Source organism: Gloeobacter kilaueensis JS1 (genome assembly GCF_000484535.1).
GTDB lineage: Bacteria > Cyanobacteriota > Cyanobacteriia > Gloeobacterales > Gloeobacteraceae > Gloeobacter > Gloeobacter kilaueensis.
In genome coordinates, this window is record NC_022600.1 from 3,232,213 (window position 1) to 3,245,837 (window position 13,625).

General features: G+C 59.6%; 14 protein-coding genes. 4 read left to right on the forward strand and 10 right to left on the reverse strand.

Annotated elements, in window-relative coordinates:
• Position 1: 1 nt before the first annotated feature.
• A complete protein-coding gene (locus GKIL_RS14965) occupies positions 2-394 on the reverse strand; it encodes a DUF1622 domain-containing protein (RefSeq protein WP_023174557.1) in 393 nt (130 codons plus the stop codon).
• Positions 395-926: 532 nt separating this feature from the next.
• Here GKIL_RS14965 and GKIL_RS14970 point away from each other — a divergent pair.
• Positions 927-1,340, forward strand: a complete 414-nt coding sequence (locus tag GKIL_RS14970; protein WP_023174558.1) for a hypothetical protein — start codon at positions 927-929, stop codon at positions 1,338-1,340.
• A gap of 9 nt (positions 1,341-1,349) precedes the next feature.
• Here GKIL_RS14970 and GKIL_RS14975 read toward each other — a convergent pair whose 3' ends face one another.
• Positions 1,350-1,646: a YiaA/YiaB family inner membrane protein gene (locus GKIL_RS14975; protein WP_023174559.1), complete on the reverse strand. Its 297-nt coding sequence runs from the start codon at positions 1,644-1,646 to the stop codon at positions 1,350-1,352.
• Between the two features lie 130 nt (positions 1,647-1,776).
• Here GKIL_RS14975 and GKIL_RS14980 point away from each other — a divergent pair, with 130 nt between their 5' ends.
• Positions 1,777-2,217, forward strand: coding sequence for an alkyl hydroperoxide reductase (locus tag GKIL_RS14980; protein WP_023174560.1), 441 nt, complete (start codon positions 1,777-1,779; stop codon positions 2,215-2,217).
• 6 nt (positions 2,218-2,223) lie between these two features.
• Here GKIL_RS14980 and GKIL_RS14985 read toward each other — a convergent pair whose 3' ends face one another.
• From GKIL_RS14985 to GKIL_RS22825, 3 genes are read right to left on the reverse strand one after another with little or no spacing between them, the layout of a single operon-like run.
• Complete coding sequence (locus GKIL_RS14985) at positions 2,224-3,453, reverse strand: hypothetical protein (protein WP_023174561.1); 1,230 nt, start codon at positions 3,451-3,453, stop codon at positions 2,224-2,226.
• On the reverse strand, positions 3,450-4,655 hold the full coding sequence (locus GKIL_RS14990) for a caspase family protein (protein WP_023174562.1): 1,206 nt from the start codon (positions 4,653-4,655) through the stop codon (positions 3,450-3,452). The genes GKIL_RS14985 and GKIL_RS14990 overlap by 4 nt, the downstream gene beginning before the upstream one ends.
• Entirely contained in the window at positions 4,655-5,851 is a 1,197-nt protein-coding gene (locus GKIL_RS22825) for a lipase family protein (RefSeq protein ID WP_023174563.1), read from the reverse strand. Before GKIL_RS22825 ends, GKIL_RS14990 begins: the two co-directional genes overlap by 1 nt.
• Before the next feature lie 151 nt (positions 5,852-6,002).
• Here GKIL_RS22825 and GKIL_RS22830 point away from each other — a divergent pair, with 151 nt between their 5' ends.
• Positions 6,003-8,282, forward strand: a complete 2,280-nt coding sequence (locus tag GKIL_RS22830; protein WP_023174564.1) for an FG-GAP-like repeat-containing protein — start codon at positions 6,003-6,005, stop codon at positions 8,280-8,282.
• A gap of 23 nt (positions 8,283-8,305) precedes the next feature.
• On the opposite strand, the gene GKIL_RS15005 is transcribed toward GKIL_RS22830, so the two are convergent.
• From GKIL_RS15005 to GKIL_RS15020, 4 genes are all read right to left on the reverse strand, one after another.
• Complete coding sequence (locus GKIL_RS15005) at positions 8,306-9,676, reverse strand: aminopeptidase P family protein (protein WP_023174565.1); 1,371 nt, start codon at positions 9,674-9,676, stop codon at positions 8,306-8,308.
• A 54-nt stretch (positions 9,677-9,730) separates the two neighbouring features.
• Complete coding sequence (locus GKIL_RS15010; protein ID WP_023174566.1) at positions 9,731-11,497, reverse strand: esterase-like activity of phytase family protein; 1,767 nt, start codon at positions 11,495-11,497, stop codon at positions 9,731-9,733.
• Between the two features lie 111 nt (positions 11,498-11,608).
• On the reverse strand, positions 11,609-11,923 hold the full coding sequence (locus GKIL_RS15015) for an outer membrane cobalamin receptor protein (protein WP_023174567.1): 315 nt from the start codon (positions 11,921-11,923) through the stop codon (positions 11,609-11,611).
• Positions 11,924-11,975: 52 nt separating this feature from the next.
• Complete coding sequence (locus tag GKIL_RS15020; protein WP_023174568.1) at positions 11,976-12,446, reverse strand: hypothetical protein; 471 nt, start codon at positions 12,444-12,446, stop codon at positions 11,976-11,978.
• Positions 12,447-12,617: 171 nt separating this feature from the next.
• Between GKIL_RS15020 and GKIL_RS15025 the strand changes: the two genes are divergently transcribed.
• Positions 12,618-13,331, forward strand: a complete 714-nt coding sequence (locus tag GKIL_RS15025; RefSeq protein ID WP_023174569.1) for a phenylalanine 4-monooxygenase — start codon at positions 12,618-12,620, stop codon at positions 13,329-13,331.
• On the opposite strand, the gene GKIL_RS15030 is transcribed toward GKIL_RS15025, so the two are convergent.
• Positions 13,309-13,563 carry a helix-turn-helix domain-containing protein gene (locus GKIL_RS15030; protein ID WP_023174570.1) on the reverse strand — a complete coding sequence of 85 codons (255 nt, stop codon included), beginning with the start codon at positions 13,561-13,563 and terminating at the stop codon, positions 13,309-13,311. The two genes, GKIL_RS15025 and GKIL_RS15030, sit on opposite strands and share 23 nt — an antisense overlap.
• Positions 13,564-13,625 lie beyond the last annotated feature (62 nt).

Here is a 13,625-nt window from a genome sequence, read left to right on the forward strand (position 1 = left end):
TTTATCCATTGTCGGGGCGGGTGAGAGGCGATTTTGCTGGTTCTGAAACTTCCTCAAGCTTCAGCTCTCTGCTCAAAAAATAGTTCAAGAACGTGCGAATCACCGCGATGAGGGCGAGCTTGCCCAGTTCTTCAAACGTCGGCGCAACGGTAGTAGCCAGAATGTCCGCCCCCAGTTGAAATTCGAGTGCCAGCGCCAGCCAGGTACCAAAGCGCAGCCGGATCTGGTTGAACGGAAAATCCTGTCCCTGCGGGCGGCGGCTGAGTTCGAGGCCGAGCACGAGGGTGCGAAAAAGACCAAACACGATACAGGCGACCGAAGCCGTCTCCAGGCAGAAGCGGGCCACCGCCACCGTTGCTTTGAGAGCGGATTCAAACAGGGCAAAATTCTCCATCGCTCCCCAGATACCGGTCTAGAAGCTCCTGTCGTGTACCAGATTGCCACATCCGCCCCAACCAGGGCGCATTCGGGGCAGTCTGAAGCAGGCAGTCGTTCCAACGGATATCCACCTGGATAGAACAAAATGTCCGGCTGACAGTGTTGAAGGTGCCTGTACTCATCGAAACTGACGACAAGAGAACGTTTTTGGCCCTGAACCCCTTCGTTGGTCCCTGCCAACCGCCGACAGTGTCCGACGTCGGCAGTCTCCCAAAACAGCCAAGTCACTTGTGCCAGCCCTGGAAAGTCCTTTTCCAGGGCTTTTTCTGGCGCTGGTCTAAGCGTTGTAAGCAAAGACAAAGAAGTGTTGCAGAAATGAGCTGAGCGTACAGTCTATGCAGATTAGAGAGCGTAAAGCGCGCACGTACCCTATTCGGGGGATTTATAGGAAAGCCGTGCATATCTCTATCCAAAGACGGATGTGGGACTGAAATAGAGATTTGTACTCTGAGTTGACCAAGTGGCTATTGGTCAAAGGTATGGCATCGATGACAGAAAATACCCATGAGCGGATCATGAGTGCCCTGCGCACGATGGAGCAGGAAGGTCGTCTGCCGATGAATGCCGGTGTGCTCGTCGATGAATTGATGAAATCGACGAATCTGGCCCGCAGCACTGTTTACCGCTACCAGCGGCAATGGCGCAAGTATGCCCGCGCACCGCGCACGACGCTCGACGAAGACCTGGCGACGGCAAATGCCCAGCAGCGCTTTTTGATCAGCATCCGAATGCCTGCAGATCTGCTGCGCTGGCTCAAGTCCAGGGGCGAATCTCAAAATATTGGTTACCAGTCTCTGATCGTCGCTCTGCTGTACTGGACAAAGGACAACCCGCTCCTTAGCAGCCAGGTGGCCGGTTTTGACAGCGAAGACGAGGAGTACGACGAGGACGAGCTAGGCTGAAGCGTCCGGTTACTTTGTAAACGGATCGTGCTCGACCAGTATCTTCTGCAACTTGGCGTCGTCGATGCGCGAGGCTAGTTTTTTACCTTCGTGCAGGTCACGCAGGGTTTTGGTCAGGCTGATAGCGGAGGCGAGACTAAACGAAAGTCCCATCGCCAGGAAGCCCTTGATCCACTGATCGACGGGCAGATAAAAAATTCCTCCCGCCGTCAGCACCAGCGAAAGGAGCATATTGGCCCATGCCTGGGCGAGCCAGGCGGGGCTGTGGATGTTCGCGCCAGCCTGGTACATTTCTTCTGAACGCATCACAGCGAATCTCCTCCAAGGTTGCTCGACTACCGGTATAGCTGTCCTGTAACAGCTCCTGGGCGCAAGTTGTGCCGGTTGCTGAACTGGCCGGAGATTAGGATGGGTGGAAGCGTGCAGGAGGTTTGCTGTGTTTATCCAGCCGGGCAGCCGTCTACCCCTGTTCAAGATCGCCGGTACAGACGGGCAGGTAATCAGCAGCGCCGATTTTCGCCAGCGCTACAATCTCCTGCTGATCTTTCTCGACCAGCCCCGGCAACTGGACTACCTCGATGGATTCGTCGCTGCCGCCGAGCAGCTGCGCCTGGCCAACACCCGCGCCATCGCCTTTTTGTCCCAGTCGGGCTTTGAGAAGCCATTGCCCTTTGCAACGGTCCTCGATCCAGAGCGCCGCATCTACGAGCAATTGGGCATTCCAGAAAAAGCGCTGGTGTTGAGCGACCGCTTCGCCACCGTGCGCAAGATCTTTTGGGCTCCGGAGCCGATTGCCCTGCCGGAGGTGCCGGAGGTGCTCAGTTGGGTCGAATTTATCGACCTCGAGTGCCACGAGTGCAACACGCCACTTTTTTGAACGACGCTAACCGGGAAGATCCAGGTACTGCAGCGCTTCGAGAAAAGACAGCTCCTTATGGCGGCGCAGCCCGTCCGGACGGTCCGGATTGAGGCCCGTAAAGGTCAATCCCGTGCGCTGGTAATCGATAAAACTCGCGTAGCGGGTTAGTGCCTCCAGGCAGGTCTGGGCCAGGCTAAGGATTTCCGGATTGAACTGGCGCTCTGCAACCCGCACGTAGGTAGACAGGCGCTCAATGGCATAGGAAAAGCCGGTGTTAAAAAGCGGCAATCCGCGCTGGGCAATTTGAGCAAACAGTTCGATGGCTTTGTGGTGCTCGCCCAGGCGAGCGAGCTGTTCTGCCCGGATCGCCGGACCATCCGGTAGCCAGGTAAACCAGTTCATCAGATTTTCTGGCCAGTCGTGCAACCGGTCGAGTTCGCCGAAGCGCAGCAGGGCGTAAGCGCCGACGGTGGCGGCGATCGGATCGTTCAATTTGCCGTACAGCAGTTCTTCGGCGTGGTTTGCGATCGTCTGGGCTTCCTGCAGATAGCCGCGACTACGAAACTGCAACAGTTGCCGGGCCGCCTCGTGCTGGACGATCAAGCCGATCTGCCAGCCCGGTGCGTCGGTGCGATAGACGAGTGGATCGGCACCAGGCCCGATGGCCTGCAGGTACACGAGGTTCTGGGGCTGCTGGCCCTGCTGCAAAAGTTGAACCAGGGCAACATCGTCCTGGGGGGACAGTTGCAGCTTCAGGCGGTAGGCTTGGGCCGCCTCCGGGATCGACACCGACTCAGCACTCAGCTGCCAGGGCGACTGAACGAGCCGGTAGCCGTCCATAAGACTGCCGCCATAAAGGCGCAGCGCGACATCGCTCGTCCTGATCGCTGCTTTTGGCGCACCTTTGAAACTGGGGGTGCGCTTTTTGAACTTATCGAAGTAGCTGTTCCAATCGAGGGCAAAGGTGCTGCCCGCCAGCTGCGGCGCATCGGGTGTCCAGACGACGGCCTCGCCCGTCAGGGTAACGGTCTCGTTCTCCGGCCCGTCCTCATCGACGCTGAAGGGGGCGCTGTAGGCCGTCCCATCCGGCAGGGCCGCCGAGACAAAATACGCTCCCGGCGACAGGGACACGGCCCGGTCGAGCGTCGTCCGAGCAACCAGATTGAGATCGGCGCTCCTGATTTCGATGGGCAGGGCGGCGGTGTTCAGTTCGCCGGAGGGTGCTTCCCCCAGTACAAAGCGGACCCACTTCACGGCGCACCTCCTGCAACCTTTACCTGCCAGCGCGCAAGCGGTGGGCGGGCCAGCTGAATGCGGGTGTAATTTTTTAGCCCCGGCTGGGGAGGATCGACTTTGCCGCGCAGGATGTACGAGCCACCCGGCAACTGGCTCCGGTAAGGATGGGGATCGACTGGGGCAACGAGATTCCAGATCTCGGCGTCTTCTTCGCTGCACACCTGGACATGTACACTGGCTAGCGCTCCCGGCGGCAACACCTCCAGTTGAATTTCGACCGTCGGCGGAGCCGTTAGATAACAGATCACCGCGTCCTTGACCAGGCCGTTGGTAATGCACTCCTGATCGGTCTTGTAGAGCGCATTCAGGCGGCTGATCTCGTCGCTCAGGCTTTTGGCGAGCGAGTTGACCGTCACCCGCCAGCGGGGTACGTCCTCTTCCTGCTCGGGTGGGGTGCCCGCCAGATTCTTGAGGCACTGGATGAGCGCTTTGCTGAAGATGCTTTGATCGCCTTTGATCGCATAGGCTTTGCTGTCGGCGACGGCAGCGTAGAAGATAGGGGCGCAGCGATCGTCCCGGCCTCCCAGCTCGATATCCCAGGGAGCGGTCGTATTGAGCTTTTCAAAGTTCTTGAACTTGGCCGGTAGATTGCGGCAGGCATCGATGAAGTAAAACTGCTTCTGGGCGATTTCAGGACAATTTGCAGAAAAGGCCATGCCGTCGAAGATTTCGCGGCTGCGCACGGCGTTGGTGAGCGCCGAACCAAGACCGTCGCCAAAATTTTCCAATAACAAGATCGAATCCTGGCGGCTCGCCTGCACGCCATGACCGGCGAAGTAAAAAAGGGCAATGCCATCCTTATGCGTACTGGCGTCGGTGCGCCATTCGGCGAGGGCCGTCAGAAAGCTCTTGAGCGTGCCGTCGCCCGCTCGATCGAGAATTGCCGCAAGTTCCGGCTCCGCCTCGATTTCTTGTTCAGAAGGCGAAAGGAGCAGACGACAGGTAGCAAGCGGCACCGGCAGGGTGCTCTGGTTGTCGATGAGCCAGCGATAAAAGCGAAAGGCGCTCAGGGCCGTCGAAGAAAGCTGCTTCATCCCGAAACTCTCTGGGGCGGGTGTACCACCTCCTTCGGGCAGGTGGGGATAGTGGCTGATACCGACGATCAGGGCGTGAAAACCCGGTTCGCCCTTCAGGATTTTTCTGTTATCGACCAGCAGCATCAGCCGCCTCCCTGTCCTGCAAAAATCTTGACCAGCCGCTCGCCCAGCCGATCGTAGAAGCTAGGGCGGACGAAGTAGGCTCCGTGCGCCTGAAAAAAACTCACCCCGGACGAATAGCTCAGATCCTCGACCCCGGCGACGATGTCCTTTGTCGCGAAACTGAGGGCGTCGGTCGGATCGAAGACATTCAGCCAGACTTTCTTGACGTTTTCAGGCTTTTTCAACGTCAATTCCGGCTGGTCTTCCTGCAACTTAAACAGTTTTTGGACAGCGAACATACCGAGCTGCGAGCCGACCGTAACCACTGCGTCCACCTCGATCTCCGGACGGTAGTAACTGAGCAGATCGTAGGTGATGATGCCTCCCAAACTGTGGGCGACGACGATGAGCGGGTCGTTCGCTGTGCGCAGGGCAAGGGCTTTATCCAGTTGCTGGCTGATTGCCTGAATAATCTTGCCAGGCTGTGCCTTGCTGCCCCGGTCATCGAGGTAGACGAACACATCGCCAAAAAAGAGCGTGACCATCCTCTGCAGGCTCGTGCGCGCCAGGTCCAGAAGCTTCTGGCTGGCCAGGTTGAGCGCCGCTTCCTGTATTCGGGAGAGTGCTTCGTCAAATTCGTTTGGAACATCGGCGGTTCCCAGCGCCTCGACCTCACCCGCCGCCGGGGAATCCGTTTCCAGAAACCGGGTGCGATCGAAAAGTTCGCGGAGGAACGCCTCGTCATCTTTTACAACCGCGAGCCAGTCAGGTTTCGGATTCTTACGAGCGTACTCAGAAAGAGTAAACGCCTGGGAAGCGAGCCCGGCAAGTTTCTGCGCCGGGACTTCGACCGTCGCAATGCTCCAGAGCAGATCGATTGCCTGCTCCAGCGAGCCATTTCTGGCCGTTTCCACGAGTAACTTTTGAGTACCACTGCCCTGCACAATCAGCGGATTTTGAGCCAGGATCTCACCTACCACATCTTCGCCCCCCAGCCCTTCCACTCCGACCTGCGGCAGGTACGAGAGGTTGGCGACCGCACCGGCACTGCCCCAAAAAGGATTGAAAATTTGCCGGGAAGCGGGCAGGGAGCCAGCCCGCTCAAGAACGTACTTCAAAAAAAGCGCGTCGCGAATCTCTTGATTGCGCCGGTACGCCCTGCGCTGCTCATCGTCGTCCTGCCGGTTGGCGACCCCATGCACAAATACCAGGGGCATACGGATTCTCCTGTCTATGCCTGTCTTCAATTAATAGCTCTGACTGCCCCCGCCCATGCAACGCTGACATCTCCATAAAGGTGTGAGAGAACACACGACTGGGGGGGAAGTGCAACGTATTCTTTGAGGATGCTTCTAAGTGTGGTGCGGTATGCAGTGGATCTGTCGTTTTCTCGCTCAGCTTCTCAAAAAGCCACTTCTCAACCGCTCTGGTCGTTCGTGGCTGGTAGGTCTGGGATTGGCTGCAAGTATCACCGTGCAGGTCACTCCCGCCCAAGCCCAGGTGAGCTTTCTCAGTGCGAAGAGTCTTCCTGTTGGGGTGATTGGAGAGGCAGCCGGAGATCTAGACGGGGACGGTGATCTCGATTTGGTAATTACCCAACTTACTGGCTATTACGACGGCAGAGTCTTAGTGCTCAAGAACAGTGGTAACGGTAGCTTTGATCCATCGCAGAGCGTTGTCGTCCCTATCGGACACAACGTATTACCTGGAGAGCTTACCCTGGGTGACTTTGATGGCGATGGCGACCTCGATATCGCCACCGCGAACTTCTACACGTCCGGCGTCTCGGTCATAAAAAACAACGGAGACGGTACCTTTGCTCTCGCCCAGACGCTTGAATTCGGTGCCGACTCCGTCGTCGCTGGTGATCTCGACGGTGATGGCGATCTAGATCTGATCACCGGGCTCTCCGCTTCCCAGAGCTACGTCTCCCTGCTCAAAAACAACGGCAACGGCACCTTTGCTCCACCAGTTAAACTGCTGATCGTCCCCTCCGCTCCTTACAGCCCTCTCTCCGTCGCACTCGGAGATCTCGATGGCGACGGCGATCTCGACATCGCCTTTGCTCCCGGTGCAGACCAAGGGTCGCTCTCGGTGCTCAAGAACAATGGCAACGCAACATTTGCTCCACCCAATCAGGTCACAACTGGAGCGTACCTGGAATCGATTGTGCTCGCAGACCTCGATGGCGACAGCGATCTCGATCTGGCAATCACTGGAGGCAACGAGCGCAGGGTGGTGCAGGTATTCAAGAACAATGGCCTGGGCAGTTTTGGTGCAGTTGCTCTCTTCAGCACTGCTGGCAAAGTGCCGAACACCCTTACTGCCGGTGACCTCGACGGTGATGGTGACCTCGATCTGGTGAGCACGGACCGTACAGATGGCACCGTCTCGGTGCTCACCAATGGCGGAAACGCGACTTTTACTACATCCCGTTCCTATGCCGGGGCCGGCAATTATTTGGCTAGGGCGGTACTCGGCGACTTCGACGGTGACAGGGCTCTCGATGTGTCGGTAGGTGCAAGTTGCAGCTCGTCGATATTGTTTAACCGGGGAGGTACCCTACTCGCCGCTCGCAACTTTGCCACGGGTGGTGAGGCATCGGCAGTTGCCCTCGGAGATCTCGACAGCGACGGTGACCTGGATGTGATCGCGGTGGATAGCACTGGCCTGGATACAGGCATCTCGGTGCTCAAAAACAAGGGCAACGGTGGCCTTGGTGCTCCCCGCCGCTACCCGAGCCCGAGCCCCTCGGGGCTTGTCTCGGGGTTTGCCAGTGGTGATTTTGACGGCGATGGAGATCTGGATCTGGCCGTAGCGGAGTATTTCAGTGGCATTATTCAGGTGCTCTCCAACAACGGCAAAGGTACTTTTGTGGCAACTGCCAACTTCAATGCGGGCAGTGCAATCTCCAGTCTGAGCGTCGGGGATCTCGACAGCGACGGTGACCTGGACTTGCTGGCTGCCAGTCGAAATGACTATATCTCGGTATTCCGGAACGGCGGCGGCACTTTTGGTGCCCCAAGGCGTTTTTCTTTCTATATCGACAACGGCAACGATCTTGCTAACGCCCAAGTTGTCCTGGGTGACATCGACGGTGACGGCGACCTGGATCTAGTTGCGCCTCAGTTCAATTCTAATAGGCTCGGTATACTCAAGAACAACGGCGATGGTACCTTTGCCACCAACACTACCTACCTGTCTGTTGATGGAAGACCTCTAGGTGTTGTTGGTGCCGACTTTGACGGCGATGGTGACCTGGATTTAGCTGTCACCGTCACCGTCAGCAATGGCTCTATAGTCTCCGTTCTGTTAAACAGAGGTGATGGAACTTTTGATGCCCCTGCTATCTTCCACACTATTGACGGAAACAGCAGCATTTCTGCTGGTGACCTGGACGGTGACGGTGACGTTGATCTCGTTACATCGGGTAGACTTGCTAACGTTTCGGTTCTACTCAATCGGGGTGGAGGCCGCTTCGCGCTTGAGGCCAGCCTTACACCAGCCGCTGACGGTGTAGCAATCGGAGATCTAGACGGCGATGGCGATCTGGATCTAACCGTGGCGAGGGGCGGAAACAACACGTCGGTGGCGGTGCTTGAGAACATAACCCGACGACGCACTCTGAGTGCGGCTGCCCATAAATAGATCACTCTGCGCCCTGGAGCCAATCAGCCGACCAAATCTTCTATCGCCTCAGCCTGGGTGGGCAGATCGGCGGTGAGGACTTCTGCACCAGTTGAGGTGACGAGCACATCGTCCTCGATGCGGATGCCGCGCACGTCGGCAAATTGCTCAAGCCGTTCCCAGTCAATCATCTGCCGGTAGCGCTCGCGGTTGGTCGGATCGTCCAGGATCGCCGGTACCTGATAAAAGCCAGGCTCGATCGTCGTTGCCATGCCGGTCGTGAGGGTGCGATCGAGGCGCAGGTAGCCCAGGCCGAAGCGATGGGAGCGGCTGCGGCCCGGAGCGTAACCCGCCAGATCTCCCAGATCTTCCATGTCGTGAACGTCGAGGCCGATGAGGTGGCCGACGCCGTGGGGGAAAAATAAAGCGTGGGCGTCCGCTTCGACCAGATCTTCGGCTTGACCGCGCAGGATGCCCAGATCTACGAGGCCCGCCGCGATCGTCCGGCAGGCGGCAAGATGAACGTCCCGGTACTCGACTCCTGGCTTTATCAGGGCGATGGCGTCGTCGTGGGCGGCGAGTACCACGTCGTAGAGGGCGCGCTGGCTCGCGCTGAAGCGGCCCGAGACCGGCCAGGTGCGGGTGATGTCCGAGGCCCAGCCCAGCTCCGATTCGGCTCCCGCATCGACGAGCAATAGATCGCCGGGCTGGAGGGGGTTGTAGTAGTGCTCGTTGTGGAGCACTTCGCCGTGGACGGTGACGATGCTGTTGTAGGCGGTGCCCATCTGGTGAGCGATGAACGCACTTTCGATCGCCGCTCGGACTTCTGCTTCGCTGCGGGCGCGGCGGGTGGCCTGCATTCCGGCTTTGTGGGCAGCGACGCTCACGGCGGCAGTCCGGCGCAACTCTTCGATCGCCCCCTCGTCGTGGGTGAGCCGGAGGGCGATCACCGCCTCTGCCAGAGCCAGATCTCTGCCGGTCTGAATCGAGACGGGCCGCTCCAGAAGCCGGGCCTGGGCGATGCTGGTTGCCGCATCCTGGACCGGCAGCGTCGCCGCTCCGGCGGCGTGGGCCTCCAGATCGGCCAGGGCGTAGGCGCTATCGGCCCCGATCCACTGGGCGATTTCGCTGCGGCTCGGGGTGGGGCCGTGCCACAGGGCATGGGTAGATCCCGGCTCGTCGATAAATAGTTCCAGATTGCCCCCCTCCAGTCGGATCGCAGCGTTTTCGAGGGGCGCACCGGCAAAGTACAAAAAGTGGCTGTTGGCGCGGAACGGATAAAGATTGTCGGGATAGTTGCGCCCGATGCTCCGCCCCGACCAGAAGATCGCAGGACCATCTACCAGGGCAGCCAGCCGCTGCCGCCGCGTGGTAAGCACACCCGCCATCGAAGGCCGCAACTGCCAGGCCACCATCTCAGGTTCTCCGTATTGCCAGTCCTCCTATTTTACTGCCGGTGCTTTGTTCTTCTACTGGACTGTAAAGGCGGCGGGGGTGACGATCGTGCCGCCGGGGGCGGTGATTGTGATCGGGCCTGTTGCGGCTCCGGTGGGCACCACGGCCTTGATCACCGTTCCAGCGGCGGTGGCTTTAAATTTGGCACTCTTGCCACCGGCAAACTGCACCTGGCTCGTTCCCCGCAGGCCGCTGCCTTCAATCGTCACGACCGATCCGACGGAACCAGCAGGAGTGAAGCTGCTGATGCCGGGAGCCAGGAGCAGTTCCCGCGCATTGATCTTGAAGGAGTAAATAAAGGTGGGAATGAGCGACTGACCACTGGGACAGGGCGCATCGATCGGCACCTCGCTGCTGGTGGTGTAGGCAGGCGCATCGACGCAGACATCGAACTGAACGTCGTTGTCGTCCTGGGTAACGCTGAAGTCGTTGTCGGTAATTGCGATCACGACGAGGGAACCGTCCGCCAGAGCCGGACCCACCGCCAGACCCTCGATCTTCTCCGGCACGACCTGACCGGCAGCCTGCAGCAACCCCAGCAGGTCGAACACGGTTGGGGTCTTGATGACCGGGATGATGCCGCCGGTCGGATTATCGGGAAGTGCGTCGATGCCCACCAGGCTGGTAGTGCTCACGTCGGTGGCAAAGCGAGTGTCAATCTTGTAGACGCGCTTGGTACTCACCGGGGTGCTGCCGGTCGGATCGTCCACGCCGATGCCCCGGTTGTCGCGTTCAAGCACCAGTAGCTGGCCATTGGGCAGCGGTGTGATCGCGCTGATGCCGATGCTGCGCCCCTGCTGGTTGGTCTTGAAGGGATCGGAGGGCACGCGGGCATTGATCGTGGCGAGGGATTCGAGCGGATAGACGTACTGGGCGAGGTTGGTGCCGCTCGTCAGATCGAATTTGCTCAGGCGAATGTTGCGGCTGTTGCGCCCGTCGCTGCTCGATCCTTCGTTGACCAGCGGATCTTGCAACAGGGCGTAGGCGGTGTTGCCTGCGATCGTGAAGCCTTCAAAGCCCCGGTTGTCCTGGCGGCCAAAGGTGAGGGCCGGATCGTCGGAGCGGCCATTGACATAGTTGAGGCTGCCGTCGGCGATCTTCGGCAGCAAATTGGGGGCGAGGTTGACGCCGCTTACGGCGCTGGGCACGTCGAAGGCACCGATAAAAGCACCGCCCGCATCGAAGCGGTAGATCGAAGGGCCGTACTCGTCGGAGACGATGAAGCTGCCGTCGGTAAGCACCGCCAGACCCTCCGAATCGAGGCTGCGGCCCAGGATCGCCGGATTGCCGTTGAGCGGGTCGAGGCTGGGGTTCAGGCCGTTGAAGGCGGTGCCGCTCGCGAAAGTGAGGCCGCCCACGGTCGTGTTGGGCGACTGGATGGTGAGTGGGATGGTCTTTACCAGTTGAAAGTTGCTGATTGCGCCGGTTTTAAGGTCGATGTCGAGGGTAAATTTCTGAATCCGGTTCTCGTAGCTGATCACTCCGCCACCGGGACCGCGATCGGGTTCTCCGTAGAAGACGAAGCGCCGCACGCCGGGGGTGCCGGTGGGCTGGTTGTTGGCCGGATCGCTTTTGGCGTAGACCAGGTCAGACCCGAAGCCGCCCAGACGGTTGATGTTGGCCGAATTGGTGCCCGGAGGAACGGGGGTGAGGTCGGTGGCGTTGCCAGGAACGGTCAGAACGTTGACCAGGGCGGGCTCAGCCCAGGCAGGAGCGCTGATCGCACTCAAAAGCAGGCAGGAGCCGACGACCAATCGCAGTGGCAGTGGCAGTGATTTCACAGCACAACTCAAAGACAGAACAGTAGCAGGATCGGCCACCAAGGTTAAGAGACGACTAAGCCCCCGCTTCAAAAAAGCAGGGGCCGGTTAGAGAGAGGACAGATTGCGGGTCTAGCGGCCAGTAAAACCGGGCACCAGTTGCAGGGCGTCCCGGACGGTGATCGCCCCCACCGAACGAAAATCTTCTTTGCGCAGCACGTAGGTGTTGACGGTCGTATCGCGGGCGCGGGCCGGACGGCGGGTGGCGGTGACGCTTACCTCATCGAGGATGCGGCCAGGCGGCAGGAAGGGCGAACTGGCCTCGGTGGCAGCCGGGGGCGTGGTCACTACAGCCGGGGTGCTCGCTGAGTCTTGCGCCAAAGCCGGGATCGCTGCCAGCCACAGGCTGAACGGGACGACAAATAGATGCCAGGAGGGCTTCAGCATAAAAAACTTTTCCTCGTGGTTGGGCCTCTATTCTAGCCCCCGCCCCCAGCCCTCAGGTGCGCTCCGAGCGGTTGTCGAGGTTGTCGTCGTCGCCAAAAAGAATCGTTTCCTTGTCGATGAGCCCCTGGGCTTCATCGACGATGTCCTCCTCTTCGTAGCTGGCGTAGTGCATCGGCTGGTCGATCGGATCGAGGGTGAGATTCTCGGCAAAGGCGCGGATCCGCTGCTGCTCGTCGCTGCCTGTCAGGTCGGTGAGCAGGCCCTCGTCGAGCATCGCCAGAAATTTTTCGTTCGCCTCCTTGACGTACTCGTAGCGCTCCAGACAGCGCTGGTAAAGGTCGAGCACCGCCTCGCGCACCTCCGGATCGACGCTCTCGGCTGCCGCCGCCAGCTCTGCCTCCGTATCGACTGCATTGGTATCGGTCAGTGTCGCCTCACCGCTAGGGCGGGGTTGGGGCTCGATAAGGGCACTATCGAGGTCACCAAAGTAGCGGGAACGCAGCTCGCGCAGGCGTTGAAGCATATCGGGTCGTCCTGAATGAAGATCCCATCAGTCTCGTCTGTTCGGGGCTTTCAGGCTTCTATCGGTCGGTGGAACTTCCGGCAGTGTCCGAGCAGATGTGAAGTTCTGCTGCGGATCGGTTGACTGACAGGGGCCGCCGATGGCACACCAAAAAGAGGAGGTAACGGGCGCGTGCAGCAAGATTACGACGACTACAGCGACGAGGACCAGCAAACCTGGAGACGACTGGTCGAACTGCAATTTCCCCTGTTGCAGGCCCACGCCTGTACAGCCTTTCAAGAGGGTTACGCGCTTCTGGAGCCGCACCTGCGCACCATACCGCGCCTGGAGGATCTGGCCCGGTTGCTGGAACGGTACGCAGGCTGGAGCGTCGTCGCCGCCGACGGCTTTCTGAGCGCCGAGGACTACTTCGCCCTGCTCGCCCGGCGTATCTTCCCGGTCGTACCGGCGATCCGCAAGGCGGGAGCGCTTCGCTTCACCCCGGCCCCGGACATCTGGCACGATGTCTGCGGCCACCTGCCGCTCTTGTTCGACCGACGCTACGGGCGCTTTGTCGCCGATCTCAGCCGGCGCTTCGCCCAGGCAGGCGAGCGGTTGCGCGTGGCAATCGGCAGGCTCTACTGGTTCACCGTCGAGACGGGCGTCGTATTCGAAGCGGGCGGGCGCAAAATTTATGGCTCGGGCATTCTCTCCGGCCCCGACGAGATCCGCTACGCAGCAGGCGATGCGGCCCCCGTGCGGCCCTTCGACCTCGCTCAGATCGTCGCGACCCAGCCGCACTACGAAGATCTGCAGCCTTTTTTTGTCGCGATCGACTCCTTCGACGCCCTGGCACCCTTACCGGCGGCCCTTGAGCGGCTGCTTAGAGGCGCTCCTGCTCGATGAGCTTTTCGCAGTGAGCGACGCCCTCATCGTTGAGCACGATCCGAAAGTTGGTCCGCTCGATGTAGCCGCTCTTTTGCAGCGCCTTGCAGGCGTCCTGGAGATCTTTGAGGCCCAGGCCGCTCGCCACCTGCACGTCTTTTAAGTACGTGGCGTGCTCGGGATCTTCGAGGGCGAGGTGGTAGATCGCCTTCAGGGTCTTCAGTTCACTCTGATGCTTATCGACAAACCGCATGGGCAGGCACTTGTGGACGTTTGTGCTTCTTTTTTAGCACGTCCGGGCCCGCTCTGCCAGTG

Bases quoted from the DNA above. Each gene is read 5' to 3' on its own strand.
- GKIL_RS22830 (WP_023174564.1), top strand. From the start codon at position 6,003: ATGCAGTGGATCTGTCGTTTTCTCGCTCAGCTTCTCAAAAAGCCACTT.
- GKIL_RS14965 (WP_023174557.1), bottom strand. From the start codon at position 394: ATGGAGAATTTTGCCCTGTTTGAATCCGCTCTCAAAGCAACGGTGGCG.
- GKIL_RS15005 (WP_023174565.1), bottom strand. From the start codon at position 9,676: ATGGTGGCCTGGCAGTTGCGGCCTTCGATGGCGGGTGTGCTTACCACG.
- GKIL_RS15020 (WP_023174568.1), bottom strand. From the start codon at position 12,446: ATGCTTCAACGCCTGCGCGAGCTGCGTTCCCGCTACTTTGGTGACCTC.
- GKIL_RS22825 (WP_023174563.1), bottom strand. From the start codon at position 5,851: ATGCCCCTGGTATTTGTGCATGGGGTCGCCAACCGGCAGGACGACGAT.
- GKIL_RS15015 (WP_023174567.1), bottom strand. From the start codon at position 11,923: ATGCTGAAGCCCTCCTGGCATCTATTTGTCGTCCCGTTCAGCCTGTGG.
- GKIL_RS15030 (WP_023174570.1), bottom strand. From the start codon at position 13,563: ATGCGGTTTGTCGATAAGCATCAGAGTGAACTGAAGACCCTGAAGGCG.
- GKIL_RS14970 (WP_023174558.1), top strand. From the start codon at position 927: ATGACAGAAAATACCCATGAGCGGATCATGAGTGCCCTGCGCACGATG.
- GKIL_RS14975 (WP_023174559.1), bottom strand. From the start codon at position 1,646: ATGCGTTCAGAAGAAATGTACCAGGCTGGCGCGAACATCCACAGCCCC.
- GKIL_RS14990 (WP_023174562.1), bottom strand. From the start codon at position 4,655: ATGCTGCTGGTCGATAACAGAAAAATCCTGAAGGGCGAACCGGGTTTT.